The organism is Isoptericola sp. S6320L (assembly GCF_023015685.1).
In the GTDB taxonomy this organism is placed as follows: domain Bacteria; phylum Actinomycetota; class Actinomycetes; order Actinomycetales; family Cellulomonadaceae; genus Isoptericola; species Isoptericola halotolerans_A.
The window spans coordinates 26,519-51,086 of record NZ_JALKAT010000027.1 but is presented as its reverse complement, the minus strand read 5'-3'; the positions used below and the strand labels follow the sequence as shown (position 1 = coordinate 51,086).

Annotated in this window: 24 protein-coding genes and 1 riboswitch; of the genes, 13 read left to right on the top strand and 11 right to left on the bottom strand. The window is 75.2% G+C overall.

Going from position 1 to position 24,568, the window contains the following annotated elements:
* Nucleotides 1–37 precede the first annotated feature (37 nt).
* Nucleotides 38–700, bottom strand: coding sequence for a thiamine phosphate synthase (thiE, locus tag MWU57_RS13740; RefSeq protein ID WP_246909780.1), 663 nt, complete (start codon nucleotides 698–700; stop codon nucleotides 38–40).
* A 39-nt stretch (nucleotides 701–739) separates the two neighbouring features.
* A riboswitch (TPP riboswitch) is annotated at nucleotides 740–821 on the top strand.
* A gap of 4 nt (nucleotides 822–825) precedes the next feature.
* Between thiE and thiO the strand changes: the two genes are divergently transcribed.
* The 3 genes from thiO to MWU57_RS13725 are packed head-to-tail and all read left to right on the top strand — an operon-like array spanning nucleotide 826 to nucleotide 3,035.
* A complete protein-coding gene (thiO, locus tag MWU57_RS13735; protein ID WP_246909778.1) occupies nucleotides 826–2,001 on the top strand; it encodes a glycine oxidase ThiO in 1,176 nt (391 codons plus the stop codon).
* 3 nt (nucleotides 2,002–2,004) lie between these two features.
* Nucleotides 2,005–2,244, top strand: a complete 240-nt coding sequence (thiS, locus tag MWU57_RS13730; protein ID WP_106267165.1) for a sulfur carrier protein ThiS — start codon at nucleotides 2,005–2,007, stop codon at nucleotides 2,242–2,244.
* Between the two features lie 5 nt (nucleotides 2,245–2,249).
* Nucleotides 2,250–3,035 carry a thiazole synthase gene (locus MWU57_RS13725; RefSeq protein WP_246909775.1) on the top strand — a complete coding sequence of 262 codons (786 nt, stop codon included), beginning with the start codon at nucleotides 2,250–2,252 and terminating at the stop codon, nucleotides 3,033–3,035.
* 81 nt (nucleotides 3,036–3,116) lie between these two features.
* Here MWU57_RS13725 and MWU57_RS13720 read toward each other — a convergent pair whose 3' ends face one another.
* The 3 genes from MWU57_RS13720 to MWU57_RS13710 are packed head-to-tail and all read right to left on the bottom strand — an operon-like array spanning nucleotide 3,117 to nucleotide 7,963.
* Nucleotides 3,117–4,364, bottom strand: coding sequence for a ThiF family adenylyltransferase (locus MWU57_RS13720; RefSeq protein WP_246909773.1), 1,248 nt, complete (start codon nucleotides 4,362–4,364; stop codon nucleotides 3,117–3,119).
* Between the two features lie 9 nt (nucleotides 4,365–4,373).
* A complete protein-coding gene (locus MWU57_RS13715; RefSeq protein ID WP_246909770.1) occupies nucleotides 4,374–6,161 on the bottom strand; it encodes an ABC transporter ATP-binding protein in 1,788 nt (595 codons plus the stop codon).
* Nucleotides 6,158–7,963 (bottom strand): ABC transporter ATP-binding protein, encoded by a 1,806-nt coding sequence (locus MWU57_RS13710; RefSeq protein WP_246909767.1) that lies wholly within the window; start codon nucleotides 7,961–7,963, stop codon nucleotides 6,158–6,160. The genes MWU57_RS13715 and MWU57_RS13710 overlap by 4 nt, the downstream gene beginning before the upstream one ends.
* A gap of 64 nt (nucleotides 7,964–8,027) precedes the next feature.
* On the opposite strand from MWU57_RS13710, the gene MWU57_RS13705 reads away from it, so the two are divergent.
* The 5 genes from MWU57_RS13705 to MWU57_RS13685 all read left to right on the top strand — a co-directional run bounded on the left by MWU57_RS13705 (nucleotide 8,028) and on the right by MWU57_RS13685 (nucleotide 12,280).
* Nucleotides 8,028–8,444, top strand: a complete 417-nt coding sequence (locus MWU57_RS13705; protein ID WP_106267155.1) for a DUF3817 domain-containing protein — start codon at nucleotides 8,028–8,030, stop codon at nucleotides 8,442–8,444.
* Nucleotides 8,445–8,540: 96 nt separating this feature from the next.
* Nucleotides 8,541–9,209, top strand: a complete 669-nt coding sequence (locus tag MWU57_RS13700) for a hypothetical protein (protein WP_246909765.1) — start codon at nucleotides 8,541–8,543, stop codon at nucleotides 9,207–9,209.
* A gap of 2 nt (nucleotides 9,210–9,211) precedes the next feature.
* Entirely contained in the window at nucleotides 9,212–9,901 is a 690-nt protein-coding gene (locus MWU57_RS13695; protein WP_308221183.1) for an OmpA family protein, read from the top strand.
* A gap of 49 nt (nucleotides 9,902–9,950) precedes the next feature.
* Complete coding sequence (gene guaA, locus MWU57_RS13690) at nucleotides 9,951–11,555, top strand: glutamine-hydrolyzing GMP synthase (RefSeq protein ID WP_106267149.1); 1,605 nt, start codon at nucleotides 9,951–9,953, stop codon at nucleotides 11,553–11,555.
* A gap of 131 nt (nucleotides 11,556–11,686) precedes the next feature.
* Nucleotides 11,687–12,280: an aromatic ring-opening dioxygenase LigA gene (locus MWU57_RS13685; protein ID WP_308221182.1), complete on the top strand. Its 594-nt coding sequence runs from the start codon at nucleotides 11,687–11,689 to the stop codon at nucleotides 12,278–12,280.
* 82 nt (nucleotides 12,281–12,362) lie between these two features.
* Here the strand turns inward: MWU57_RS13685 and MWU57_RS13680 are convergent, their stop codons facing one another.
* Together MWU57_RS13680 and MWU57_RS13675 are read right to left on the bottom strand one after the other, a co-directional pair.
* On the bottom strand, nucleotides 12,363–12,827 hold the full coding sequence (locus MWU57_RS13680) for a hypothetical protein (RefSeq protein WP_246909763.1): 465 nt from the start codon (nucleotides 12,825–12,827) through the stop codon (nucleotides 12,363–12,365).
* Nucleotides 12,824–14,329, bottom strand: a complete 1,506-nt coding sequence (locus MWU57_RS13675; RefSeq protein ID WP_246909761.1) for a PspC domain-containing protein — start codon at nucleotides 14,327–14,329, stop codon at nucleotides 12,824–12,826. The genes MWU57_RS13680 and MWU57_RS13675 overlap by 4 nt, the downstream gene beginning before the upstream one ends.
* Before the next feature lie 124 nt (nucleotides 14,330–14,453).
* Between MWU57_RS13675 and MWU57_RS13670 the strand changes: the two genes are divergently transcribed.
* On the top strand, nucleotides 14,454–15,782 hold the full coding sequence (locus tag MWU57_RS13670) for an ATP-binding protein (protein ID WP_243400936.1): 1,329 nt from the start codon (nucleotides 14,454–14,456) through the stop codon (nucleotides 15,780–15,782).
* Nucleotides 15,779–16,438, top strand: coding sequence for a response regulator transcription factor (locus MWU57_RS13665; RefSeq protein WP_308221181.1), 660 nt, complete (start codon nucleotides 15,779–15,781; stop codon nucleotides 16,436–16,438). Before MWU57_RS13670 ends, MWU57_RS13665 begins: the two co-directional genes overlap by 4 nt.
* 4 nt (nucleotides 16,439–16,442) lie before the next feature.
* Here the strand turns inward: MWU57_RS13665 and MWU57_RS13660 are convergent, their stop codons facing one another.
* From MWU57_RS13660 to MWU57_RS13645, 4 genes are read right to left on the bottom strand one after another with little or no spacing between them, the layout of a single operon-like run.
* Nucleotides 16,443–17,156, bottom strand: coding sequence for a sirohydrochlorin chelatase (locus tag MWU57_RS13660; protein ID WP_246909760.1), 714 nt, complete (start codon nucleotides 17,154–17,156; stop codon nucleotides 16,443–16,445).
* A gap of 56 nt (nucleotides 17,157–17,212) precedes the next feature.
* Nucleotides 17,213–18,484, bottom strand: coding sequence for a uroporphyrinogen-III C-methyltransferase (gene cobA / locus MWU57_RS13655; RefSeq protein WP_374108559.1), 1,272 nt, complete (start codon nucleotides 18,482–18,484; stop codon nucleotides 17,213–17,215).
* A gap of 10 nt (nucleotides 18,485–18,494) precedes the next feature.
* A complete protein-coding gene (locus tag MWU57_RS13650; protein WP_106267137.1) occupies nucleotides 18,495–19,379 on the bottom strand; it encodes a phosphoadenylyl-sulfate reductase in 885 nt (294 codons plus the stop codon).
* Nucleotides 19,376–21,109, bottom strand: coding sequence for a nitrite/sulfite reductase (locus tag MWU57_RS13645; RefSeq protein WP_246909755.1), 1,734 nt, complete (start codon nucleotides 21,107–21,109; stop codon nucleotides 19,376–19,378). The genes MWU57_RS13650 and MWU57_RS13645 overlap by 4 nt, the downstream gene beginning before the upstream one ends.
* Nucleotides 21,110–21,512: 403 nt before the next feature.
* Here MWU57_RS13645 and MWU57_RS13640 point away from each other — a divergent pair, with 403 nt between their 5' ends.
* Genes MWU57_RS13640 through MWU57_RS13630 form a run of 3 tightly spaced genes read left to right on the top strand, consistent with a single transcriptional unit; the run spans nucleotide 21,513 to nucleotide 22,897 of the window.
* On the top strand, nucleotides 21,513–21,884 hold the full coding sequence (locus MWU57_RS13640; RefSeq protein ID WP_106267134.1) for a hypothetical protein: 372 nt from the start codon (nucleotides 21,513–21,515) through the stop codon (nucleotides 21,882–21,884).
* Nucleotides 21,885–21,930: 46 nt separating this feature from the next.
* Entirely contained in the window at nucleotides 21,931–22,413 is a 483-nt protein-coding gene (locus MWU57_RS13635) for a DUF456 domain-containing protein (RefSeq protein ID WP_246909753.1), read from the top strand.
* Between the two features lie 34 nt (nucleotides 22,414–22,447).
* Nucleotides 22,448–22,897, top strand: a complete 450-nt coding sequence (locus tag MWU57_RS13630; RefSeq protein ID WP_246909751.1) for a GNAT family N-acetyltransferase — start codon at nucleotides 22,448–22,450, stop codon at nucleotides 22,895–22,897.
* A 19-nt stretch (nucleotides 22,898–22,916) separates the two neighbouring features.
* Here MWU57_RS13630 and MWU57_RS13625 read toward each other — a convergent pair whose 3' ends face one another.
* The gene (locus tag MWU57_RS13625) at nucleotides 22,917–24,521 is read right to left on the bottom strand and encodes a DUF389 domain-containing protein (protein WP_246909749.1); all 1,605 of its coding nucleotides are present in this window, start codon (nucleotides 24,519–24,521) and stop codon (nucleotides 22,917–22,919) included.
* Nucleotides 24,522–24,568: the final 47 nt, after the last annotated feature.

Sequence of the window (24,568 nt, the reverse complement as noted above, 5' to 3'; positions counted from 1 at the left end):
GTCGTGCACCCACAGCGCTGGGGGGAGGGCTGGGCCGCTAGCCGGCGAGGCGCTCGCGCAGCGCCCGGGCGGCCCGCTCCGGGTCCGGCGCCTCGGTGATCGCCCGGACGACGACGACGCGGCGCGCCCCGGCGTCGAGCACCGCGTCCAGCCGGGCCCCGTCGACGCCCCCGATCGCGAACCACGGGGTGGCCGGCTCCGACGCGGCGACCTGGCGCAGCAGGTCGAGCCCGACGGCGGTGCGCCCCGGCTTGGTGGGGGTGGCCCACAGCGGGCCCACGCAGAAGTAGTCGACGCCCGGGTCGGCGTCGGCGGCCGCGGCCTGCTCCGCGGAGTGCGTGGAGCGCCCGAGCACGGGGCCCGCCCCGAGCAGGCGCCGCACCCCGCCGGTCGGCAGGTCGCCCTGACCCATGTGGACCACCGGCGCCCCGGTCAGCGAGGCGACGTCCGCCCGGTCGTTGACGGCCCACAGGGCTCCGTGGCTCCCCGCGACGCGCGCCACCAGGTCCTGCAGCTCCAGCTCGCGCGCGACGTCCAGCGTCTTGTCCCGCAGCTGGACCACGTCGACGCCGCCGCGCAGGGCCGCGTGCAGGAAGTCCTCGAGGTCGGCGGGCGACGAGCGGGCGTCGGTGCACAGGTACAGGCGGGCGTCGGCGAGGCGGGCGCGGGGGTCGGCGGGCGCCGTGGCAGGTGTGGGCACGGCGGCCAGCGTAGCCACGCGGCAGTAGGGTGGGGCGCAGCACGGGAGCCCTGAGCCAGGGCTGAGAGGGCGAGGTCCGCCGACCGTCGAACCTGATCTGGGTCATGCCAGCGAAGGGAGCACGCATGAGGACGTCGGGCACGTCGCCGGACGTGGTGGTCGTGGGCGCCGGCATCGTCGGCGCGGCCGTGGCCTGGCGCGCCGTCGGGGCCGGCCTGACCGTCACGCTGCTCGACCCGCGCCCCGGTGACGGGGCCACGCACGCCGCCGCCGGGATGCTGGCGCCGGTGAGCGAGTCCTGGTTCGGCGAGTCCGCGCTCGCCCGCCTCGGCATGGCCGGGCTCGCCGCGTGGCCGCGGTTCGCGGCGGACCTCCGGCGCGCGACCGGCCTCGACACCGGCCTGCGCGAGGCGGGCACGCTGGTGGCCGCCTACGACGCCGACGACGTCGCGCAACTGCGGCGCTGGTTGGCGCTGCACGCCGAGCTCGGCCTGGAACCCACGGAGCTGACCGGCACCTCGGCGCGCCGCCGCGAACCCCTGCTCGGGCACCGGGTCGCCGGTGCCGCCTGGGTCCCGGGCGACCACGTCGCCGACCCCCGGGCGACGCATGCCGCGCTGGACGTCGCCCTGCACGCGCAGCCCGGGGCCGCCGTCGTGCGCCACGCCGCCCTCCGCCTCGAGCGCGACCGGGGCGCCGTCGTCGGTGTCCACGACGACGCGGGGACGCTGCACCGCGCCGGTGCCGTCGTGCTGGCCGCCGGGTGGCGGTCCGCCGGCCTCGCCGACGTCCCCGTCCGTCCGGTGCGGGGGCAGACCCTGCGGCTCGACGCACCGCCCGGGACGGCTCCCCAGCACGTGGTGCGCGGCCGGGTCCAGGGTCGCCCGGTCTACGTGGTGCCGCGCCAGCCGGGCACCGGGTCCGGGCCGGGGACGACGCCGGAGCACCGGGAGGTCGTGATCGGTGCCACGAGCGAGGAGGGCCCGGACGACCGCCGTCCGTCGGCCGGGGGAGTGTTCGCGCTCCTGCGTGACGCCCGCGCCCTCGTACCCGCCCTCGACGAGGCCGCGTTCGTCGAGGCGACGCTGCGGGCGCGGCCCGCGACTCCCGACAACCTCCCGCTCGTCGGGCCGTCGGCCACGCCGGGCCTGCACCTGGCGACTGGCCACCACCGCGGCGGCGTGCTCCTCGCGCCGCTGACGGCGGACGCCGTCGTCGCGGGGCTCACCGGTGCCGCCCTGCCGGCGGCGCTCGCCGACGCCGCCCCTGACCGATTCGCCCCCGTCCTCGAAGGAGCCTGAGACATGGCCGAGACCCTGCCCGCCCCGCACGCCCTCGTGAACGGCGAGCCGTTCCCGCTCGACGCGCCGGTGCCCCTGACCGACCTCGTCGCCCGGCTGGTGCCGGGCTGCGTCGTCGACGGCGTGCCGCAGGGCGTCGCCGTCGCGCTCGACGACGCCGTGGTGCCGCGCGGTGCGTGGGGGGCCACCACCGTGGGCCCGGGCGCCCGCGTGGAGGTCGTCACCGCGGTGCAGGGCGGGTGAGGGGGATGCTGACGATCGCCGGCGTGGAGCTCGGCTCGCGCCTCGTGATGGGCACCGGCGGCGCGCCCAGCCTGCTCGCGCTGGAGGACGCGCTGGTGGCGTCCGGCACCGAGCTCACCACCGTCGCGATGCGGCGGGTGGCGCGGCCGGGGCCGGGCGCGGCGGCCGGGGACACCTCGATGTGGGGGCTGCTGGAGCGGCTGGGGATCCGCGCGCTGCCCAACACCGCGGGCTGCTTCTCGGTCCGCGAGGCGGTGCTCACCGCGCAGCTCGCCCGCGAGGCCTGCGGCACCGACTGGGTCAAGCTCGAGGTGATCGCCGACGACGTCACGCTCCTGCCGGAGCCGCTCGGCCTCGTGGAGGCCGCCGAGGAGCTGGTGCGCGACGGCTTCACGGTGCTGCCCTACTGCGGGGACGACCCGATCGTCGCCCGGCGCCTGGAGGACGTCGGTTGTGCCGCCGTCATGCCACTGGGAGCGCCGATCGGGTCGGGGCTCGGCATCCTGAACCCGCGCAACATCGAGGCGATCGCGGCGGCGGCGTCCGTCCCGGTCATCCTCGACGCGGGGATCGGGACGGCCTCGGACGCCGCGCTCGCGATGGAGCTCGGCTGCGACGGGGTGCTGCTGGCCACCGCGGTCACGCGGGCGGCGGACCCGGAGCGGATGGCCCGGGCCATGCGGCTGGCCGTGGAGGCCGGGCACGCGGCGGCCGGGGCGGGCCGGATCCCGCGGCGGGAGCGTGCGCTGGCCTCGTCGTCGCCGGAGGGCCGGCTCGACCTGGCCCTCTGACGTCGCCCTGTTCGGCAGTTCCTGCCCTGTTCGGCACCTTGAACTGCCGAACAAGGCTGGAACTGCCGAACGAAGCCCCGGTCAGTACGCCGGCACGGACGGGTCGACGTCGCGCGACCACGCGAGGATGCCGCCCGCGATGACGCGGGCGGGCAGCCCCTCCTCCCGGAGCACGGCGGCCGCCTGCGCGGCGCGACCGCCCATCTTGCACAGGACGTGCACCGGGCGGCCCTGGGCACGCTCGGCCACCCGTAGGACGGCGCCGTCCCGGTCCGGGCCGAGGAGCTCGCCCAGCCCCACGAGGTCCGCGCCGGCGACGGCGGCGAGCTCCACCTCCCACGGTTCGCGCACGTCGAGGACGTACGGCTCGACGCCGTCACCCTCGGCAGCCGCCGCGCGCAGGGCGGCCACCGCCGCGGGGCTGACAGCTCCGTCCTCGACGGCGGCGGGCCCGACCGGACCGAGCCCGCAGAACGTGGCGTACGCGGCGTCGTCGGGCAGGGCGGTCACCGGTTCCCGCGACGGGTCGGGCCGGACGTCGAGGTGGCGCCACGTGACGTCGAGCGCGTCGTAGACGGCGAGCCGCCCGAGCAGGGTCCGGCCGGCACCCGTGATCAGCTTGATCGCCTCGGTCGCCATGACCGACCCGACGGTGCCGCACAGCGCACCGAGCACCCCACCGGTGGCGCAGTCGGGAGCCAGCGCGGCCGGCGGCGGCTCGGGGAACACGTCGCGGTACGTCACGCCCTGCGGTTCGCCGTCTGCCCCGGCCGGAGGCGCCGCCCAGAACGTCGCCACCTGCCCCTGGTACCGGTAGAGCCCTCCCCACACCACAGGGACGCCGGCGATCTCCGCCGCGTCGGAGACCAGGTACCGCGTCGCGAAGTTGTCCGCCCCGTCCAGCACGAGGTCGTAGCCGCGCAGCACCTCGAGCGCGTTGGCCGCGGTCAGACGCTCGCGGTGCTCGACGACGGTCACCGCCGGGGCGACGTCGGCCACGGCGTCGCGCGCGGAGGCCGTCTTGGCGCGCCCGACGTCGGCCGTGCCGTGCAGCACCTGGCGCTGCAGGTTCGAGGCGTCCACGACGTCGTCGTCCACGACGCCCAGCGTGCCGACGCCCGCCGCGGCGAGGTAGAGCAGCGCCGGGCTGCCGAGCCCGCCGGCGCCGACCACCAGCACCCGCGCCGCCGCGAGGCGCCGCTGGCCCTCGACGCCGATGCCGGGCAGGGACAGGTGCCGGGCGAACCGGCCGACCTGCTCGACGGTCAGCTCGGGACCCGGCGCGACCAGCGGCGGGAGGGACGGGGCGGTCGGGAGGGCGCTGCGCACACGCCGAGCCTACGAGGTGCCGCCGCCCTCGTGCTGCCAGCTGTGCCACAGCCGGGCGTAGTCGCCGCCCGCGGCCACCAGCTCCTCGTGCGGGCCGATCTCCGCGATCCGGCCGGCGTCGACGACGGCGACCCGGTCGGCGTCGTGCGCGGTGTGCAGCCGGTGCGCGATCGCGACGACGGTCCGGCCGGTGAGCACGGCGTTGAGCGAGCGCTCGAGGTGCCGGGCCGCGCGGGGGTCGAGCAACGAGGTGGCCTCGTCGAGCACCAGCGTGTGCGGGTCGAGCAGCACGAGCCGGGCCAGCGCGACCTGCTGCGCCTGCGCCGCGCTCAGCGGGTGCCCGCCGGACCCGACCTCGGTGGCGAGCCCCGCCGGCAGGTCGTCCGCCCAGGCGCGCGCGTCGACCGCCTCGAGGGCTTGCCGCAGCGCGTCGTCGGAGGCGGCCGGGTCCGCCAGCCGCAGGTTCTCCGCGAGCGTGCCCACGAACACGTGGTGCTCCTGGGTGACCAGGGCGACGTGGCCGCGCAGGTCCTCCAGCGGCAGGTCGACCAGAGGGACGTCCCCGACCGTGACGGAGCCGCCGGTGGGCGGGTGGATGCCGGCGAGCATCCGGCCGAGCGTCGACTTGCCCGCGCCGGACGGGCCGACGACGGCGAGCCGCTCGCCGGGCCGCAGGTCCACCGAGACCCCGTGGAGCACGTCGTGCCCCTCCCGGTAGGCGTACCGCACCTCGCGGGCGTGCACCTCCTCGGAGGCCGGGACGGCACCCGAGGTCACGCGGTCCGGCCCGACCAGGCCGACACCGACGACGCGGGCGAGCGCGACGGCGGCGACCTGGAGCTCGTCGAGCCAGAAGACGAGGTCGAAGACGGGTCCGCCCATCTGGTGCGCGTACAGCGCGATGGTCGCGACGGTGCCGACGCTCGCGAGGTCCTGCGAGGCGAGCCAGGCGCCCCAGAGCACGACGGCGATCGGTGCGATCGCCACGGCGGTGTCCAGCGACGGGATGAGGCGCAGCCGCAGCCCGAGCGTGTAGCTCTCGGCGGCGAACGCCTCGGACAGGTCACGGCGCAGCCGCCGGCGCACCCGTGACCCGAGCCAGAGCAGGTCCGTGGTGCGCGCACCCTCCACGGCCTCGGTGATGGTGCCGTTGAGCGTGGCGTAGGCGGCGGACTCGCGCAGGTAGCCGGGAGTGGCCCGCCGCAGGTACCACCGGGTGGCCGCCCAGATGATCGGCACGCCGACGAGCAGCCCGAGCGCCACCAGCGGGTCGGTCAGGAACGACGCGACGAGGGTGAGCCCGATGGTGACGACGCACACCAGCACCCGGGGCACGCCGAAACGCACCGCGTGCTGCAGCTTGTTGACGTCGTTGGTGGTGCGGGCCACGAGGTCGCCCGTGCCGGCCTTCTCCACCGTGGACAGCGGCAGGCGGGTGACGGTGTCCATGAACTCCTCGCGGAGCTCGGCGAACACCCGCTCGCCGAAGACCATGGACAGGCGCTGCGCGAACCGGGTCACCACGGCCTGGACGACCACGGCGGCGACCAGGACCAGGGCGAGCGTGTCGACCCGCTCCGTCGTGGTGCCGCCCGCGACCTCGTCGATGAACCGGCCGAGCAGGAACGGCCCGGCGAGACCGGCGACCGCCGCGACGGTGTGCAGGACGGCGACGCCGCCGAGCTCCCCGCGGTGGCGACGGAAGAGCCGCCCGACGGTGCGCCGGACCTCGCTGCTGTCGGCGATGGGCAGGCGGCGCGGGTCGGCCGCGGACGGCGGTGCGGTGGTGGCGCTCATCGCGCGGCTCCTTCCAGGGTGGGGTCACGGTCGTCGCCGGCGGCAGCAGCGGCGTCAGGGTCGGGCTCCTCGGCCATGCTGCGGCCGACGACGGACCGGTAGGCGGCGCCGTCCGCGTCCGGGCGGGCGAGCAGCTCGCCGTGGTGGCCGGAGGTGACGACGGTCCCCGCGGCGGACAGCAGCACGACCTCGTCGACGTGGTCGAGCACGAGCGGGCTCGCCGTGACGACGAGGGTGGTGCGGCCGCGCCGCGCCGCCGCCACCCGCTCGGCGATCCGCGCCTCGGTGTGCGCGTCCACGGCGCTGGTGGGTTCGACGAGCACCAGGATCTCGGGATCGGTGAGCAGGGCGCGGGCCAGGGCGACCCGCTGGCGCTGGCCGCCCGACAGCGACCGGCCCTTCTCGGGCAGCTCGCCGGCCAGCTCGCCGGGCACGGAGTCGAGCACGTCGCGGGCGTCGGCGACCAGGACGGCCGCCATGAGCTCGGCCTCCGTCGCGCGCCCGCGCGCGTCGAGCTCCTCGCCCAGGATCCCGGAGAACAGGTGCGGCGTGGCCTCCGCGACGACGAGGCGCTGCCGCAGCGCCGCCTTGTCCAGCGCGGCGAGCCGCACCCCGCCGAGGGTCACGGGCGTGGCGGCCTCGGCGTCGTCGTCGACCCTCGCGAGCCGGGTCGCGAGCCGTGCCGAGACGTCGGGGTCGGCGCAGACCAGCCCGACGACGCGGCCGGGGCGCAGCACCAGTCCGCTGGTCTCGTCCACCAGCTCGCTGCCCGACGGCGGCGCCGGCGCCGGGGCGGCGGGCTGCGGCGTGGCCTCGGTCACCCGCAGGACGTCGAGGATCTTGCGGCCCGAGACCACCGCGTTGGTCGTCATCTGCAGCATCTGGGTGGCCATCTGCACCGGCCAGGCGAGGAACGCGGCGTAGCCGTAGAACGTGACGAGCTGACCGCTCGTGAGGTCACCGCGCACCACGGCGCGGGCCCCGAGCCACAGCACGAGCGCGACCAGCAGGCCGGGCAGCAGCACCTGCAGCCCGTCCAGCACGGACTGCACGGCGGCGACCCGCACGCCACGACGCCGGACCTCCTGCGACTGCCGGGCGTAGCGGCCGGCGAAGACCTCCTCGCCGCCGATGCCGCGCAGGATCCGGAGCCCGGAGACGGTGTCGGCACCGAGCGCCGTGAGGCGCCCGGTGGACTCGCGGTGCACGCGCTGGCGTGCCTGCAGCGGACGGACCAGGAGGGCGAGGACCGCCGCGACGACGGGGATGCCGAGCGCGAGGACGAGCCCGAGCCCGAGGTCCTGGGACAGCATGTAGGCCGCCACCACCAGGTAGGTGACGACGCCGCCCGTGAAGCGCCCCGCCATCGCGAACATGTCGCCCACACGCAGCGCGTCGTTGGCGACGGCGGCGACGACCTCGCCGGTGGGCAGGCGCCGGGTGATGGCGTGGCCGGCGCGGGAGGCCTTGTCCCCGACCAGGCCCGAGAACGAGAACGCGGCCCGCAGCCAGTTCTCCACGTCCGCGCTGTGGCTGAAGACGCCCGAGACGACGATGGCGGCGGCGGCGACGAGCATCCAGCCGCACCACATCAACAGCTCGGTCCCGAACCCGGAGGCGAGACCCGAGTCGACGGCCTCGCCGAGCAGCAGCGGCGCGCTGCCGGCGGCGAGCATCGAGACGGTGCCCACGGCCATCGACCGGAGCAGGACGTCGCGCTGCCGCCACGCCTGCCAGGTGAGCAGCCGTGACGCGGACGTCAGGGGAGGGGTGCCCGGGTCGGGCAGGGGGAGGGGTCGCACAGTTCTCGAGCGTAGGTCGCGCGACCGACATCGGGCACCGCATTTTCCCGCCTACCATCGGGGGGTGACTGCCGCCCCCGAGCCCGCCGCCCCGACACCGACCTCCGAGCAGGCCGCCACCGCGATCCGCAAGGCCCGCGGGTCCCTGGCGCGCTACCGCTGGCTGGCGCTGGTGACCGGCACGATGCTCCTGGTGCTCTGCGTCGAGCTGACCATCAAGTACGGCGTCGGCTCCTTCGTGGACGTCGACGGCGTCATGGCCTACCTCGAGTGGGTGCCGTTCGCGCACGGCTGGGTCTACGTCGTCTACCTCGTCACGGTGCTCGACCTGTGGGCCAAGATGCGCTGGGGGTACGGCCGCCTGGTCACGATGGTGATCGCCGGCGTCGTCCCGGTCATGTCGTTCGTCCTGGAGAAGAAGGTGCACGCCGAGGCCGAGACGAAGCTGGCGGCGCTCGCCGAGCGGTACGGCGTCCGCTGACCACCGGGCTGCCGTCTCACGCACCGGGCGACCGAGTCGGACGCGGACGGGCGTGGCACGATCCCGACCACCTGCCCGACCGACCCGAGGAGCCCCATGACCTCCCGTGCCCGCCTCGCCGTACCGCTGATCGCCGCCGTGGTCGCCCTCGCGGGGTGCACCGCGGACGACCCGACGTCCGCCGGCGCGACCGAGGGGTCGCAGGCGGCCGCCGACGGCGGCTCCGAGGCCGTGGTGACCGACCCCGGCACCGCGTCGGTCGCGGACCAGGTCATGGGCGAGCAGACCATCGCCACACCGCACGGCGGCGGGGACTCGTGGGGCGGTGAGGTCACGGTCACCCTGCGCTCCGTGGAGGTGGGCGGCGAGAACATGACCGTGCGCTGGGCGCTGCGGTGGGACGACGACGAGGCGCCCGCCGACGCCGGGGCCAGCTACTACGACATGGGCGTCGTCCCGTCGACGACCGTGACCGACCGCGACGCCCTCAAGGCCTACAAGCCGTACTGCACCGAAGGCGCCTGGCAGGCGGACACGACGAGCGCCACCGACGCGAGCCTGGAGCGGTTGAGGTGTTCCGAGTCGATGCTCGTGTCGCCGCTCGAGAACATCGGCTTCAAGTTCCCCAACCACGGCACGATCGAGGCCTGGGCGGTCCTGCCCGCCCCGGAGGGCGAGCCCGCGACGCTCGACGTCGCGCCGGCGGAAGGGCTCCCGCTGTTCACCGACGCCACGGTGACCTACCTCGACGGCTCCCAGGAGTGACGGTGCGACGTCCCCGGAGCGCGGCGGTCGTGGCCGTCGCCCTGGTCGTCGCCGGTCCCGCGGCGGCTGCGGCGGGTACGGGTACCGACCCGAGCTCGTCGCCGTCGTCCGGCGCGTCGACGCCGGACCCGGCGCTCGTCGAGGAGGCGGCCGAGCACCTCGCCGCGGACCGTGAGCGCATCGAGGGCACCGAGATCACGGACGCGATGCGTGCCGCCGCCGTCGTCGACCTCGCCGCCGACGACGCGACGCACCTCCTGCGCGCTGACGACTCGACGTTCCCGCTGAGCCCGGACGACGCGACCACCACGCTGGAATCGACCGTCGAGGAGGAGGGCGACACCGTCACCACCCTCACCTCCGACCTGCTGTTCGCGTTCGGCTCGGCCGAGCTGACCGGTCCCGCCCGGACGGCCGTCGCCGAGCTCGCGGCGCAGATCCCCGACGGTGCCGAGGTCGGCGTCGACGGGCACACCGACTCCATCGGCTCGGCGGCCGACAACGACGAGCTGTCCGAGCGGCGCGCGAAGGCGGTCGCCTCGGTGCTGCGCGACGAGCGGGACGACCTCTCGTTCACCGTGCGCGGCCACGGCGAGGACGACCCGGTCGCGGAGAACGAGGTCGACGGCGCCGACAACCCCGCGGGCCGGGCGCTGAACCGTCGCGTCGAGGTGACCTACCCGACGTCCTGACGCGCGGACGGGCGTCCGAGGCCCGGCGTCGGGCCACTATCCTGGTGCGGTGACGTCTCCCGCCGCCATCTCCGAGTCCACGCCCCGGCCCGTTCTCGTGGTCGACTTCGGCGCCCAGTACGCCCAGCTCATCGCGCGGCGCGTGCGCGAGGCGAAGGTCTACTCCGAGATCGTGCCGCACACGTTCACCACGGAGCAGATGCTCGCCAAGGACCCGGCCGCGATCATCCTGTCGGGCGGACCGTCGTCCGTCTACGCGACGGGAGCCCCGTTCGTGGACCCGGAGCTGTTCGAGGCGGGCGTGCCGGTGCTGGGCATCTGCTACGGCTTCCAGGCGATGGCGCAGGCGCTCGGCGGGAAGGTGGCGCAGACCGGTGCCCGGGAGTACGGCGGCACGGAGGTCGAGGTCTGCTCGGCCGGCGTGCTCCTGGCGGACACCCCGGAGCACCAGACCACCTGGATGAGCCACGGCGACTCCGTGCACGCGGCACCCGAGGGCTTCGAGGTGCTCGCGACGTCGTCCGGCTCGCCCGTGGCGGCCTTCGAGGACGCCGGCCGCCGGCTCTACGGCGTGCAGTGGCACCCGGAGGTCAAGCACTCGGCGCACGGGCAGACGGTGCTGGAGCACTTCCTCTACGACGGAGCCGGGCTCAAGCCCGACTGGACGCCGGACAACGTCATCGCCGACCAGGTCGCCGCGATCCGTGCGCAGGTGGGCGACGCCCGCGTCATCTGCGGGCTCTCCGGCGGCGTCGACTCCTCGGTGGCTGCCGCGCTGGTGCAGCAGGCGGTGGGCGACCAGCTCACCTGCGTGTTCGTGGACCACGGTCTGCTGCGCGAGGGCGAGGTCGAGCAGGTGGAGCGCGACTTCGTGGCGGCGACCGGCGTCAACCTCGTGGTGCGTGACGAGCGTCAGCGGTTCCTCGACGCCCTGGCCGGGCACAGCGACCCGGAGACCAAGCGCAAGATCATCGGTCGCGAGTTCATCCGCGTGTTCGAGGACGCCGCCCGCGACATCGTCGCCGAGAGCCACGAGCACGCCGTGCACGGTGCCGGGAGCGAGGTGAAGTTCCTCGTGCAGGGCACGCTCTACCCCGACGTCGTGGAGTCCGGCGGCGGCGAGGGCGCGGCCAACATCAAGAGCCACCACAACGTGGGCGGCCTGCCCGACGACCTGCAGTTCGACCTGGTGGAGCCGCTGCGCACCCTGTTCAAGGACGAGGTGCGTGCCGTCGGTCGCGAGCTCGGGGTGCCCGAGGAGATCGTCGCCCGCCAGCCGTTCCCGGGGCCCGGCCTCGGCATCCGCATCGTCGGCGAGATCACGGCGGACCGCCTGGAGACGCTGCGCAGGGCGGACGCCATCGCCCGCGAGGAGCTGACGAAGGCCGGCCTGGACGACGACATCTGGCAGTGCCCGGTCGTGCTGCTCGCGGACGTCCGCTCGGTGGGCGTGCAGGGTGACGGCCGCACCTACGGCCACCCCGTCGTGCTGCGCCCGGTCTCGTCCGAGGACGCCATGACGGCGGACTGGACACGCCTGCCGTACGACGTCCTCTCGGTGATCTCGACCCGGATCACGAACGAGGTGAGCGAGGTCAACCGGGTGGTCCTCGACGTGACGAGCAAGCCGCCGGGCACCATCGAGTGGGAGTGAGGACGGCGGGCCCCTGGTGCCCTGACCTGGCGCCCTGACCTGGGGCCCTGCCCGTGCCGGTCCGTGCCGGGAGCGCTATGTTGGCGGTGATCCGCATCACACCCACTGCGTGACCGACGGAAGGCACCGCCATGTCGAGCACTGTCACGGTCCGACCCGCCAAGGGAGTTCGCGGGATCGGCATGTTCTCCATCATCGCCGGCATCGTCCTCGTCCTGGCCGGCGTCGCCGTCTGGATCGTCGTCTCGATGACGCTCTCCGACGAGCAGATCGTCGTCTCGGACGACGCGAACATGTTCGCGGGCCAGCAGGTCGCCGGCCCGTTCACGGCCTACGCCCAGGCGGAGGTCATCGACATGCACGCGCTGGAGATGGCCGACGGCCAGACCTACGCCGAGCTGGACCAGGACGACCCCGTGCGGGCGACGGTCATGAACGCGTCGTTCCTGCGGGCGTCGCTGTTCACGTCGGTCGTGGCGTTCGGCGTCTGCGCGCTCGTGATCGGCCTGGGGCTGCTGTTCATCCTCATCGGTGCCGCGTTGCGCAAGCTCGCCGGGGGACCGGCGGTCGCGGTGGAGACGCCGGGCAGCACGTCCCAGGGTGATCTCTCCGCCCCGCCCCGGCACGCCGAGTCGTCGGCCGGCACCGCTGCGCCGCCGGAGCGGCACACCACCCGGCCCGACGCCGCGCCGCCGTCGGGCCGGACGGACCCGCCGCGCACCTGAGGTCTCCGTAGCGCGGGACGCACGAGGCGCGGGGCCCCACCGGTCGGTGGGGCCCCGCGCTGTGCTCGGTGCAGCGGCCGGCTCAGGCCGCGGTCGTGCGCCGGCGGCGTCGGACACCACCGGCCACCGAACCGACGACGAGCAGCAGGCCGGCCGCGCCCAGCAGCAGGATCGCCGCGAGCTCGACGTCGATCGTCGCGCCGGCGCTGCGGGCCAGCAGGCCGACGCCGATCGCGACGACGACGAGCCCCCACACGATGGTGGTGGTCCGCGGTCCGGAGCGCACCAGCGGCGGCGAGCCGGCCGGCACGTCCGTGGCGGGTGCCGGGTCAGCGGAACGCGCCGGCTCGTCGAAGACGGCGAGCGGGTCCTCCGACGCGCGAGCCGAGGAGCGCGGGGACGCGGTCGTCGGCACCTCCCCGGACGGGAGCTGCTGCGTGGCGGGTACCTCTCCGGACGGGAGCTGCTGCGTGGCGGGTACCTCCCCGTCGGTGATGCGCTCGTCGTGCTCGGGGCCGTCGGGTCGGGGCTGGGGGTCGGTGCTCATCGTTCCTCCTTGATGACGATCTCGCCGGCACGTGCTTCGATGTCGAGCTGCAGCACGGCGCCGCCGAGCTCGGCGACCTCGTCGGTCTGGTAGTCGGCTGGGCCGCCGGTGAAGCCGGACGTCACCGCGCGCTGGTCGTCCACGTCGATCACGAGGTTGCCGGCGTTGACGTCGGCGGAGATCTCGACGGCCGTGTCGGCGGGGATCTCCACCACGGTGCGGCCCGCGGTCATGTCGATGGGGACCTCGACCGGGTCGTCCGGGGTGACGCCGGACAGGTCGAGCTGCGTGAGGTCGATGTCCGCCTCGCCGAACTGCACGCGGATGCCGTCCTCGGCCGCGGCGACCGACCGTGGCGTGACGGTGCCCTGGCTGATCACGGTCCCGGACATCGTGGTGACCTGGGGCTCGTCCCAGGGCCACGGGTCGTCCTCGGACGCGAACGACCACGCGGTGGCCGCCGTGACGATGCCGAACCACGCCAGGACGGTCAGCCAACCGCCGCGCAGCCCACGCAGGCCGCCGATGACGATGCCCACCCCGACGACGACGACGGCGGTGCCGACCCAGACGGGCCACAGCGGCAGGGTGACGTCGAGGACGCGGTCCGCCACGAGCAGGGCGGCACCGGCCAGGAGCACGAGACCGACGACGGCGCCGACGGTGCCACCGCCGACCGTGCGGCGTGGCCGCGGGGCGGGTGGGGCCGGCGGCACGGCGGGCGCCGGCGGAGCGGGCGGTGCCGCGTACTGCGGGACGCCCGGCCGCACGGGCGGGGTCGGCGGAGCCGCGTACGCGGTCGAGGAGGTCGCGCCGACGCCGACGGCCGGCGGCGCGGCCGGCACGTAGGAGGCGCGGGGCGCGGGGGTGAAGGGCTCGGACGGGCTCATGCCGGTCTCCTGCGGGAAGGGTGCCGACGGCGGGGCGCCCGTCGGGTAGCCGGGTGCGGCGGACGGCGGCACCGGGCGGGGGGACTGGCTGCGCGAACGCACCAGCTTGACGATCAGCCACACGACCGCGACCCAGAACGCGATCCACAGCAGCACGGAGACCCACTCGGCCGGTCCGCCCCACCACGGCCAGAAGCCGCCGCCCCAGATCAGGCCCAGCAGGGTGGTGATGCCCGCGCCGACCATGGCGACGTCGAACGTGCCGCGGATGGCCTCCTGGAGGTGGATCCGCCCGTCGGACCGCTCGGGCAGCAGCGCCCAGGCGACGCCGTACAGGACGAGTCCCGCGCCCGCGACGAAGAAGCTGAGGATCAGCAGGCCGCGCACGAGGAGCGGGTCGAGGCGGAACCGGTCCGCGATGCCGGCGGCGACGCCACCGACCCAGCGGTCGTCGGAGCGGGTGACGCCGATACGGCGCACGGAGTCGAAGAACCCGTCGCCGGCCGGTCGGGACGGCGGCGCAGGGGGTGGCGGCGCGGCGGCGCCGTCCGTGCCGCCGGGTCCGGCGGCACCGCCCGGGGTGTCCGGGCCTGGGGTGTCGTTCGTGGTCATGTCTCCATGCTGGCCCCCCGGTGCCCGCGGAACCATGGGGTGTACCCCTGAACCGACCCTGAGACCACCGCTGCGAACCCCGGATCTCGCACCGCAGGCGTCCCTGACGTGCCACGATCAGGGGGTGACGACGATCCCGACGCCCGTGCGGCTGCCGCTGCGCCGTCCCCGGCAGGGGCGGTGGATCGGTGGCGTGTGCGCCGGGGTCGCGGCGCACCTGGGCGTCTCCGTCCGGCTGGTCCGGCTGGTCATGGTGGTGCTGCTCCTGCTCGGCGGCATGGGCCTGGCGCTCTACGTGTTCTGGTGGCTCACCGTGCCCGCGGGCGACCCGCGCGACGTGGCGCAGGAGGCTCGGCCGGCAGCGCTGGCCCGGCTCGCGCCGCGGCTGCGGCGTGGCGGGCCGGTCGCCGGGCTCTCGCGGCGCGACGTCGGCATCGGGGTGGCGCTGCTCGTCGTGGCGGCGCTCCTGGTCGCCCTGCGTTCGGGCTGGGACCTGCCGACGATGTGGCTGCCGCTGCTCGTCGTCGCGGGGGGCGCGGGCCTGGCGTGGAGCCAGCTCGACGCCGTGCAGCGCTCCCGCGAGACGGGCGCGTCGCCGTCGCGCTCCAGCACGCTGCTGCGGCTGATCGGCGGACTGGTCCTCGTCACGGCGGGCGTGCTGCTGCTGTTCGTGCAGGGCACGCCTCCGGCCGAGCTGCTCACCGTGACGCTGGCGTCGCTGGCCGTGCTGGTCGGCGTCGCGCTGGTGCTGGCGCCCTGGTGGCTGCGCCTGGTGCGCGAGCTCGGCGACGAGCGCGCCGCACGCGAGCGGGAGGCCGAGCGCGCCGACATCGCCGCCCACCTGCACGACTCCGTGCTGCAGACCCTCGCCCTCATCCGGGCCCGCGCGCACGACGCGGACGAGGTCGCGCGCATGGCCCGCGCCCAGGAGCGTGAGCTGCGCGAGTGGCTCTACGACGACCGGCAGGCGCCGGGCACCTCACTGGCGACGGACCTGCGCGACCTCGTCGCCGAGGTGGAGGACGGCCGTGCGGTCGAGATCGAGCTGGTCGCCGTCGGGGACTGCCCGCCGACCGCCACGACCCACGCGCTGCTGCAGGCCACGCGCGAGGCCCTCGTCAACGCCGTCGTGCACGGTGCCCCGCCGGTGACCGTCTACCTCGAGGTGACGGACGCGGCCGCGGACGTGTTCGTGCGCGACCGGGGCGACGGGTTCGACCTCGACGACATCGCCCCGGACCGGTTCGGGGTGCGCGAGTCCATCTGCGGGCGGGTGCGCCGTCGTGGCGGCACCGCCGAGGTGGTCAGCCGGCCCGGGTGGGGGACCGAGGTACGGCTGTCCGTGCCGCGGGACGCGGGCCGGGAGCACAGCGCCGGGACCCCGGACGCGCCGCCGGCTGCCGGCGCGGCGGACACCCACGACACCACAGCCGACGAAGGAGCCCACCCGTGAGCGAGAACCCTGTCCCCGTCGTCCTGGTGGACGACCACCACATGTTCCGCACGGGAGTGCGAGCGAGCCTCGACGGGCGGGTGCGCGTCGTGGGGGAGGCCGCCGACGTCGACGAGGCGGTAGCCGTCGTGCACGCGGAGAAGCCGCCCGTCGTCCTGCTCGACGTGCACCTCCCCGGGGGCAACGGCGGCGGTGGCGCCGAGGTGGTGCGGCGGTGCGCCGACCTGCTGGCCGGGACCCGGTTCCTCGCGCTGTCGGTCTCCGACGCCGCGGAGGACGTCGTCTCCGTCATCCGCGCCGGCGCGCGCGGCTACGTCACGAAGAACATCTCGGCGTCCGACCTGTCCGGCGCGGTCCTGCGGGTCGCCGCGGGTGACGCGGTGTTCTCGCCACGGCTCGCCGGGTTCGTGCTGGACGCGTTCGGCACCGCCGCGGGGGACGTCGCGGTGGCCGACGACGAGCTCGACCGCCTCTCCAAGCGCGAGCAGGAGGTCATGCGGCTCATCGCCCGCGGGTACACCTACCGGGAGGTGGCGGGCGACCTGTTCATCTCGGTCAAGACGGTCGAGACCCACGTCTCGGCGGTGCTGCGCAAGCTCCAGCTGTCGAACCGCAACGAGCTGACGCGGTGGGCCGCGGCGCGCCGCCTGCTCTGAGCCGCTAGGCCGGGCGGGTCGCGCGGTAGCGCTCGATCACGATGTCGACCATCTCCTCGGGCGCCTCGCCGTCGGCCGGCAGCAGCGGGCCGGTGGTGACGTCCCCGCCGGCCTTCTCGGCCAGCGTCTGGAAGTACCCCGGCGCCATGAGGTAGCTCGCCGTGACCACGCGTGCGCCGGGGTGCTCCGCCCGCACCGACGCGACGACGTCCGGCACCCGAGGGGTGGCGTTGGCGATGTAGCCCACGCTCACCGGGTGCCCGGTGCGGTCGGCGAGCAGCTCTCCCGTGCGCTCGCAGTCGGTCACGGCCCGGGCGTCCGAGGAGCCGGCGGCGGCGAGCACGACGACGTCGCCGGCGGCCAGGCCGGCCTCGGTCAGCCGGCGTTCGAGCAGGTCGATCAGCCGGCGGTCCGGGCCGAGGGCACCGGCGAGGCGCACGTCGATGCCGGCACCGACGGCGTCGTCGATCTCGTGCCGCAGGTCGACGTGCACGTGGAAGCCCGCGGAGAGCAGCAGCGGCACGATCACCGTGCGCTCCTGGCGCAGCCCGTCGAGGCAGGTCGCCACGTCGGGCTGCTGGACGTCGACGAACCCGGCGTGCACGGGCGCCTCGTCGGCCAGTCGTGCGGCGACGGCGTCGACGAGGGTGGCCACAGCGCCGGCGCCGACGGGCGACGAGGTGCCGTGGGAGATGGCGAGGAGTGTCGGTGCGGCCATGCTCGCCACGCTACGCGCCGGATCGAACACCGGGGTGACGTCCGCGTGACCGTGTGTCACGAGGTGCTCACGGACCGGTCGTCGGCGGTGTGAGCGGTCCAGCCCGGCGCGAGGCGCACGACGTCGCCCACCACGGTGACGGCCGGCGGCTGCACCCCGGCGTCCGCGGCACGCCCGGCGATGTCCGCCAGGGTCCCGAAGGTGGCCCGCTGGCGGGGGCCGTAGCCGTCCTCCACGACGGCTACCGGCGTCGATGCCGGCCGCCCCGCGGCGACGAGCGCCTCCGCCGTCCGGGCCAGCCGGGTGACCCCCATGAGCAGCACGAGCGTGTGGTCGGCCCCTCCGGGGACGTGGGCCACCGCCTCGTGCGCCGTGAGCACGCTGAACCCGCCGGCGACGCCGCGGTGCGTCACCGGGATGCCGACGGCGGCGGGCACCGAGACGGCCGACGTCACCCCGGGCACCACCTCGACGTCGATCCCCGCCGCGCGGCAGACGGCCAGCTCCTCGCCCCCGCGCCCGAACACGTAGGGGTCGCCGCCCTTGAGGCGCACGACGTCGCGCCCGGCGAGCGCGTGCTCCACGAGCAGCTCGTTGATGCGCTCCTGCGGCACGGGGTGGTTGCCCGCGGTCTTGCCCACGTCGATCACCTCGACGTCGTCGGAGAGCGTCCCGAGCAGCGAACGCGGCCCGAGCCGGTCCACGACGACGACGTCGGCACTCGCCAGGAGGCGGCGACCGCGGCCCGTGACCAGCCCCGGTGCGCCGGGCCCGCCGCCCACCAGGGTCACCCGCCCGGGGTGAGCCGGCGTGGCACCGGGTCCGTCCGCACCGCGCGGACGGACCCGGCGCAGCGGCAGCTCGCCCGCCTCGAGGGCGGCCGCGATCCCGTCGCGGAGCCGCACGGCCCGGCGGGGGTCACGCCCGGCGTGCACCGCGACGACGACCTGCTCCTCGGCCAGCGTGGCGGACGCCGGGACCCAGGCGGAGGCGGCCGCGGCGTCGGCGGCGACGACGCAGAACGTGCGGAGGCCCTCGGCGTCGTCGGCCACGGCGGCGTCCACGGCCGGGACGCCGGTCGCGGTGTGGACGAGCCACGCGCCGTCGAGGTCGCCGGGGGCGTACTCGCGTGCGCGGTGCTCGACGGCGTCGGCCGCCGCGAGCTCGGCGAGGTCACCGGCGAGCGCGGGCGCGACGACGCGCACCCGGGCACCGGCGTCGAGGAGGCCGCGCACCCGGCGCGCGGCGACCGGCCCGCCGCCGACGACGACGACGAGCCGGCCGCGCACGCGCAGGCCGAGGGGGTAGAGGTCGCTCACAGCGCTGATCCTCGCAGCCTCAGATGTGCAGGCCGCACTCGGACTTGTCCACGCCGGACCAGCGGCCGGCGCGGACGTCCTCGCCCGGGGCGACCCGGCGCGTGCAGGGCTCGCAGCCGATCGACGGGTACCCGTCGTTCAGGAGCGGGTTGACGGTGAGCCCGTTGGCCAGCGCGTAGCCGACCAGCTCGTCGTCCGACCAGGCGGCGATCGGGTTGATCTTCACCAGGTTGTTCGACGCGTCCCAGGAGACGAGCTCGGCCGAGGCGCGCGAGCCGGAGTCCGCGCGGCGGACGCCGGTGGCCCAGGCCTCGTATCCCGTGAGGATGTCCCGCATGGGCTCGACCTTGCGGATGCGGCAGCACGCCTCGGGGTCGCGGGCGAACAGGTCGGGACCGTAGGCCTCGGCCTGCTCCGCGACGCTGAGGCGCGGGCGCACGTCCACGACCGTCACGTCGAGCTGGTGCGCGACCGCGTCGCGGGTGCCCAGCGTCTCGGCGAAGTGGTAGCCCGTGTCGCCGAACAGGACGTCGACCCACGGCAGCTGCTCGCTGACCAGCGCGGCCAGGACCGAGTCGGTCATGGAGGACGCGACGGCGAGGGAGTCGCCGAACTGCTCGACGGCCCACGCGATGACCTCGTGCGCGGATGCCTCGTCCGCCGAGCCGATCCCCGAGCCGCCGAGCTCGCGGCGTCCTCGGGCGGCGATCTGGCTCAGCTCGGAGTCCGAGCGGCGGCGACGCTCGCGCCCGTCGACGCGCGCGCGGCGTCGGGCGCGGGACTGCTCCCGCTCCGCGGCACGGCGCTTGGCCGCCGCGGCGGCACCGGCCAGCGAGGAGCTGGCCGGCGCGGGTGCGCCGCTGGCGTTCGGGCCGACCCCGAGGGCGACGGAGACGGCGGTCACTGCAGGGCCTCCTCGTCCGCCCGGTGCGCCCACTGGGCGAACGTCTCGGTGCCGTCCCGGTCGGACTCGTAGCGGCGCACGACGCGCTCGACGTAGTCGGCGACCTCCGTGGCCGGGACCTTGAGCCCGCGCACGGTGCGGCCGAGCTCGCCCGCCTCGCGGCCCTCGTCGACGAGCCCGCCGCCCAGGTGCACCTGGAAGCCGGGTACCTGCTCGCCGTCGACGGTGATGATCTGGCCCTTGAGGCCGACGTCCGCCGTCTGGATCCGGGCGCAGGAGTTGGGGCAGCCGTTGACGTTCAGCTCGATGGGCTTGCCGAGGCGGTCCTCGATGTCGCCGAGCCGCTGCTCCAGCTCACCGATCACGCGCGTGGCGGTGTCCTTGGTGTCGACGATGGCCAGCTTGCAGTACTCGATGCCGGTGCAGGCGATGGTCGAGCGGCGGAACAGGCTGGGCCGCGCCGTCAGCCCGAGCGGCTCCAGGCCGGCGACCAGGTCGTCCACCCGGTCGGCGGGCACCCCGAGGATGACGACCTTCTGGTGCGCGGTGAGCCGCGCGGACTCGGCTCCCACGGACTCGATGAGGTCGGCCAGCCCGGTGAGCGTGCCGCCCCCGACCCGTCCCACGACGGGCGCCGCGCCCACGTAGAACCGACCGTCCTTCTGCTCGTGGACGCCCACGTGGTCGCCGGGCCGTGTGGCCGGTGCGGGCGGGGGACCGTCGGGGAGCGCGTAGCCGAGGTACTCGTCCTCGAGGACCTGGCGGAACTTCTGGGTGCCCCAGTCCTTGAGCAGGAACTTCAGGCGTGCCTTGTTCCGCAGACGGCGGTAGCCGTAGTCCCGGAAGATCCGGATGACGCCGTGCCAGACGTCGGGCGCCTGCTCGGCGGTGACGAACACGCCGAGCCGCTCGCCGAGCCGCGGGTTGGTGGACAACCCGCCGCCGACCCACAGGTCGTAGCCCGCGCCGAGCTCGGGGTGGCGCACCCCGACGAGCGAGATGTCGTTGATCTCGTGGACCACGTCGAGGCTCGGGTGCCCGGTGATCGCCGTCTTGAACTTGCGCGGCAGGTTCGCCAGCTCCGGGTCGCCGATGTAGCGCTTCTTGATCTCGAGGATCACCGGGGTGGGGTCGATGATCTCGTCCGCCGCGACGCCCGCGACCGGGCTCCCGAGGAACGCGCGGGGCGAGTCGCCGCAGGCGGTCGTCGTCTCCAGGCCCACGGTGTCGAGGCGGCGCCAGATGTCCGGCATGCTCTCGACCTCGATCCAGTGGTACTGGATGTTCTGCCGGTCGGTGATGTCGGCGCTGCCGCGGCCGTAGTCGGCCGAGATGCCGCCCAGCACGCGCAGCGCGGCCGGGTCGAGCGCCTGGCCGTCCGTGCGCACGCGGAGCATGAAGTAGCGGTCCTCGAGCTCGTGCGGCTCCAGCGTGGCGGTGCGGCCGCCGTCGATGCCGGGCTTGCGCTGGGTGTACAGGCCCCACCAGCGGAAACGACCGTGCAGGTCGTCGTCGGCGATGGAGTCGAAGCCCTCGTGGGCGTAGATGTTCTCGATCCGCTCGCGCACGGCGAGGGAGTCGGACTCCTGCTTGAACTCCTCGTTGTGGTTCAGCGGGGTCGTGCCGTCGATCTTCCACTGGCCGTTCGGTCGCGCGGCGCGGGCCGGACGAGCGGGGCGCGCGGGTGCGTCGGCGGGGTCCTGCGTGGCGGGGGTGGTCTGCGTCGTCATCTCTGGGGGGTTCCTCGGGTCCTCGGGGGCGGGACGCGCGACGACGAAGGCTCAGCAGGGGTGGGCCGAGACCGACGGCGCGCGCCGGTGCTCAGGTCCGCGGGTGCGGGTGGGGCTGAGGTGGGGCGCGATCAGCGACAGCAGCACTGACAGCTGCACATGCGCATGCGCAGGCAGGGGCGCGCCGACATCCCACGACGGGTGGTCGTGAGGTAGCGGGGCGCGGCCGTGGTCATGCCGAGGAATCTAACCCGGGATGCCCACCTCGCGAAACCCCGGGTCCGCATGCTGGGACGAACGCCACAGGGTGAGACGAGCCGGGCCTCGGCGCCCGGCGCCGGCGTCCCCTGACGACGGACGGGGCGGTCTCGGCACGGACCACCCCGCGGATAGGCTGTCGCCCATGGAATTCCTCTACAACGTCTTCACCGTGCTGCACTTCGTCGGGTGGGCGATCGTCCTCGGCGGCTACCTCGCCTCGATGCGCAGCCCCGGGCTCTACCGCGGGGTCTTCCACGGTGCGGCGACGGCGCTGGTCGCGGGCATCCTCATGGTCGGCACCGCGGAGATGAGCGGGATGTGGGACGACGGCGGTCCCTCGATGGCGAAGATCGGCGTCAAGCTGACCGTCGCCCTGATCATCACGGTCCTGGCGTTCGTCGCCAAGCGGCAGGGGAGCAAGGCGGACAACGGGACGGGCGCCGTCAGCCCCGCCCTCAAGCACACGATCGGTGCCCTGACGCTCGTCAACATCGTCGTCGCCGTCTTCTGGTGACCGGCCCCGGCACGACGCCGGCGCCCGCACCGGGCGGACGCGCCCGATGAGCATGCTCGGAGAGGTCCTCGTCGGCCTGGCGATCGCCGTCGGGCTGGTCGGCATCGTCGTCCAGGTCCTGCCGGGCAACGCCCTGGTGCTCGGCGCGGTGCTGGTGTGGGCCTGGGCCACCGGCGGCACCGCCGCCTGGGTCTGCTTCGCCGCCGCGGCGCTGCTGATCGTCGTCGCGGAGGTCGCCCAGTGGCTGCTGGCGGGCCGCCACATGCGCCGCGCCGAGGTGCCGTGGTCGACCCTCGCGGTCGGGGGTCTGGCCGGCATCGTCGGGTTCTTCGTCGTCCCCGTGGTGGGGCTGTTCCTGTTCTTCACGCTCGCGGTGCTGGTGATGGAGTACCTGCGCCGCCGGGACGCCCGGGCCGCCTGGCGCGCCACCGTCGCCGCGCTGCAGGCCACCGCGATCACCATCGGCGTGCAGCTGCTCGGCGGGCTGCTGGCGACCGGGGTATGGGTCGTCGGCCTCGTCGTCACCTGACCATGGCACCCGGCGCGCGTGTGATCATGGCGCCGTGCACACCCTGACCCAGGCCTTCGAGGCGCTCGACCCCCGCACCGCCTACGGCGTCTGGCGGCTGCGCCAGGACGTGTTCGTCGTCGAGCAGGACTGCCCCTACCCGGACCTCGACGGCCGGGACCTCGAGGCCGGCACCCGGCACGTGGTCCTGCTGGACGACGACCGGGTGGTCGGCACCGCCCGGGTCCTCGACGACGGCGAGGTCCAGCGCATCGGCCGCGTCGTGTGCCACCCGGACGTGCGGGGGACCGGCGCGTCGGGCGAGCTGATGCGCGCGGCGCTCGCCGCGGCGTCGGCCGCCGCCCCCGAGGCGGACGTGGTGCTGGGCGCGCAGGCCCCGCTGGCCGGCTGGTACGGGACGTTCGGGTTCGCCGTCGACGGCCCGGAGTACCTGGAGGACGACATCCCGCACGTCCCCATGCGCCTGCGGCGACGAGCGGCGTGAGCGGTGCCGGCCGCCCGGTTCAGCCGGATGCCGGCAGGCGCTGCGTCACCACGGGGGTGACGGCGACCTCGACGGCGTAGCTGCCGTCCAGCGCGTCGTCGAGGGCCGACCGGAGCTCCTCGAGCGGTGGCAGGTCGTCCGCGGACCCCGCCAGCCCGACCGTCACGGTGGCGTCGGTGACGGCCACGTCGGTGGTGCTGAGCGCTGGGTCGTCGCCGAGCCAGTCGCTCACGGCGGTCTGCGCCGCCCGCTCGTCCGCCGACGTGGAGAGCAGGCCGTCGGTGGTCAGCAGCAGCGGGAAAAGGATCAGCAGGGCCGCCGCGACGAACGGCGTGAGGGTGAGCAGCACCCGGCGGGCGTCGCGGCGCAGGCGGTGGGCGTTGGTCAGGCCCGCGAGGACGAACACCACCGAGGCGGACAGCACGATCGACACGAAGTTGGTCGAGAACAGCAGCAGGGCGCCGGCGGCGTCACCCGGCCGTCCCGCGCTCAGCGCGACCCCCACCACGGACAGCGGTGGCACCAGGGCGACGGCGATCGCGACCCCCGCGATCGACGGCGCGACGCGGCGGTCGACGGTGGCGAACGCCCCGGCGGCACCGGCCGCCACCGCGACGAGCATGTCGAGGAGCGTCGGGTCCACGCGCGAGCTGATCTGGCTGTTCGTGTCGAACGGCACCACGGCCGGCACCCACGACGCGATGACGAACGCGATGACCACGGCGACCGTCGCGCCCGCCACGATGAGCACCAGGGAGCCGATCGCCCGGCGTGGCCAGCCGCTGACCACGGCGGCGGCGAGCCCGAGGATCGGCGTCATGAGCGGTGCGACGAGCATCGCGCCGATGACGACGGCGGTGGAGTCCTGGAGCACGGCGAGGGTGGCGATGCACACGCTCAGCACGAGCATGGTCCACCACGCCACCTGCTTCGCCGCCCGTTCGGGCCGCTCGAGGTAGAGCTGCTCGGCCAGCAGGGTGCGCCGCTGGGTCCCGACGTCGACGTGCTCCACCCAGGACCACAGGATCTCGGTGAGCGACGGGTACATGCCCTCGGGCGCGGGCACGAGGCCGGCCGCGACGCGGTACCCGTAGGCGAGGGTCACGGCTCCGCCGCACAGCGCGGTCAGGCCCAGCGTGACGGTGAACCAGTCCACGATGACTTCCGGCGCGGCGATCACGAGCGCACCGAGCACCAGCCCGATCCCGCCGCTCGCGTACCGCGGCGCGCGGCGGTCCCGGTCCCGGCTGAAGAGGGCCAGCAGGAGCGTGACGAGACTGCGGAACAGCAGGTAGGCGCCGCCGAGGAGCAGGGTCGCGGTGAGCGCGTCGCGTCCGGAGAGCAGGAAGACCCCGGCCAGCACCAGCGACGCGAGGCCGCGCAGCAGAGCGGCGGCGCGGGCGGTCGCACGGGCCTGACGGCGCCGCCCGACGTTCCACCAGTCGTTCACCCCCGCGACGAGCAGGCCGAGGCCCACGACGGTCTCGGTCAGCCCGACGGAGATGGCCGGGACCAGCACGAGCACGAGGCCGACGGCGACGGCGACCGCGCCACCGACCGTGGCCGGGTTGACCAGGTGCGAGGGGCTCCGCAGCAGGTCGGGGCCGCGGACCACGGGATCCATGGCGCGACAGTAGCGGAGGGCGGCTCCGTCGTCCTGCGCAGGTCCCG

Coding starts and splice junctions, on each gene's coding strand:
- thiO (WP_246909778.1), top strand. CDS start 826: ATGAGGACGTCGGGCACGTCGCCGGACGTGGTGGTCGTGGGCGCCGGC.
- thiS (WP_106267165.1), top strand. CDS start 2,005: ATGGCCGAGACCCTGCCCGCCCCGCACGCCCTCGTGAACGGCGAGCCG.
- MWU57_RS13725 (WP_246909775.1), top strand. CDS start 2,250: ATGCTGACGATCGCCGGCGTGGAGCTCGGCTCGCGCCTCGTGATGGGC.
- MWU57_RS13715 (WP_246909770.1), bottom strand. CDS start 6,161: ATGAGCGCCACCACCGCACCGCCGTCCGCGGCCGACCCGCGCCGCCTG.
- MWU57_RS13700 (WP_246909765.1), top strand. CDS start 8,541: ATGACCTCCCGTGCCCGCCTCGCCGTACCGCTGATCGCCGCCGTGGTC.
- MWU57_RS13685 (WP_308221182.1), top strand. CDS start 11,687: ATGTCGAGCACTGTCACGGTCCGACCCGCCAAGGGAGTTCGCGGGATC.
- MWU57_RS13680 (WP_246909763.1), bottom strand. CDS start 12,827: ATGAGCACCGACCCCCAGCCCCGACCCGACGGCCCCGAGCACGACGAG.
- MWU57_RS13675 (WP_246909761.1), bottom strand. CDS start 14,329: ATGACCACGAACGACACCCCAGGCCCGGACACCCCGGGCGGTGCCGCC.
- MWU57_RS13660 (WP_246909760.1), bottom strand. CDS start 17,156: ATGGCCGCACCGACACTCCTCGCCATCTCCCACGGCACCTCGTCGCCC.
- MWU57_RS13645 (WP_246909755.1), bottom strand. CDS start 21,109: ATGACGACGCAGACCACCCCCGCCACGCAGGACCCCGCCGACGCACCC.
- MWU57_RS13640 (WP_106267134.1), top strand. CDS start 21,513: ATGGAATTCCTCTACAACGTCTTCACCGTGCTGCACTTCGTCGGGTGG.
- MWU57_RS13635 (WP_246909753.1), top strand. CDS start 21,931: ATGAGCATGCTCGGAGAGGTCCTCGTCGGCCTGGCGATCGCCGTCGGG.
- MWU57_RS13625 (WP_246909749.1), bottom strand. CDS start 24,521: ATGGATCCCGTGGTCCGCGGCCCCGACCTGCTGCGGAGCCCCTCGCAC.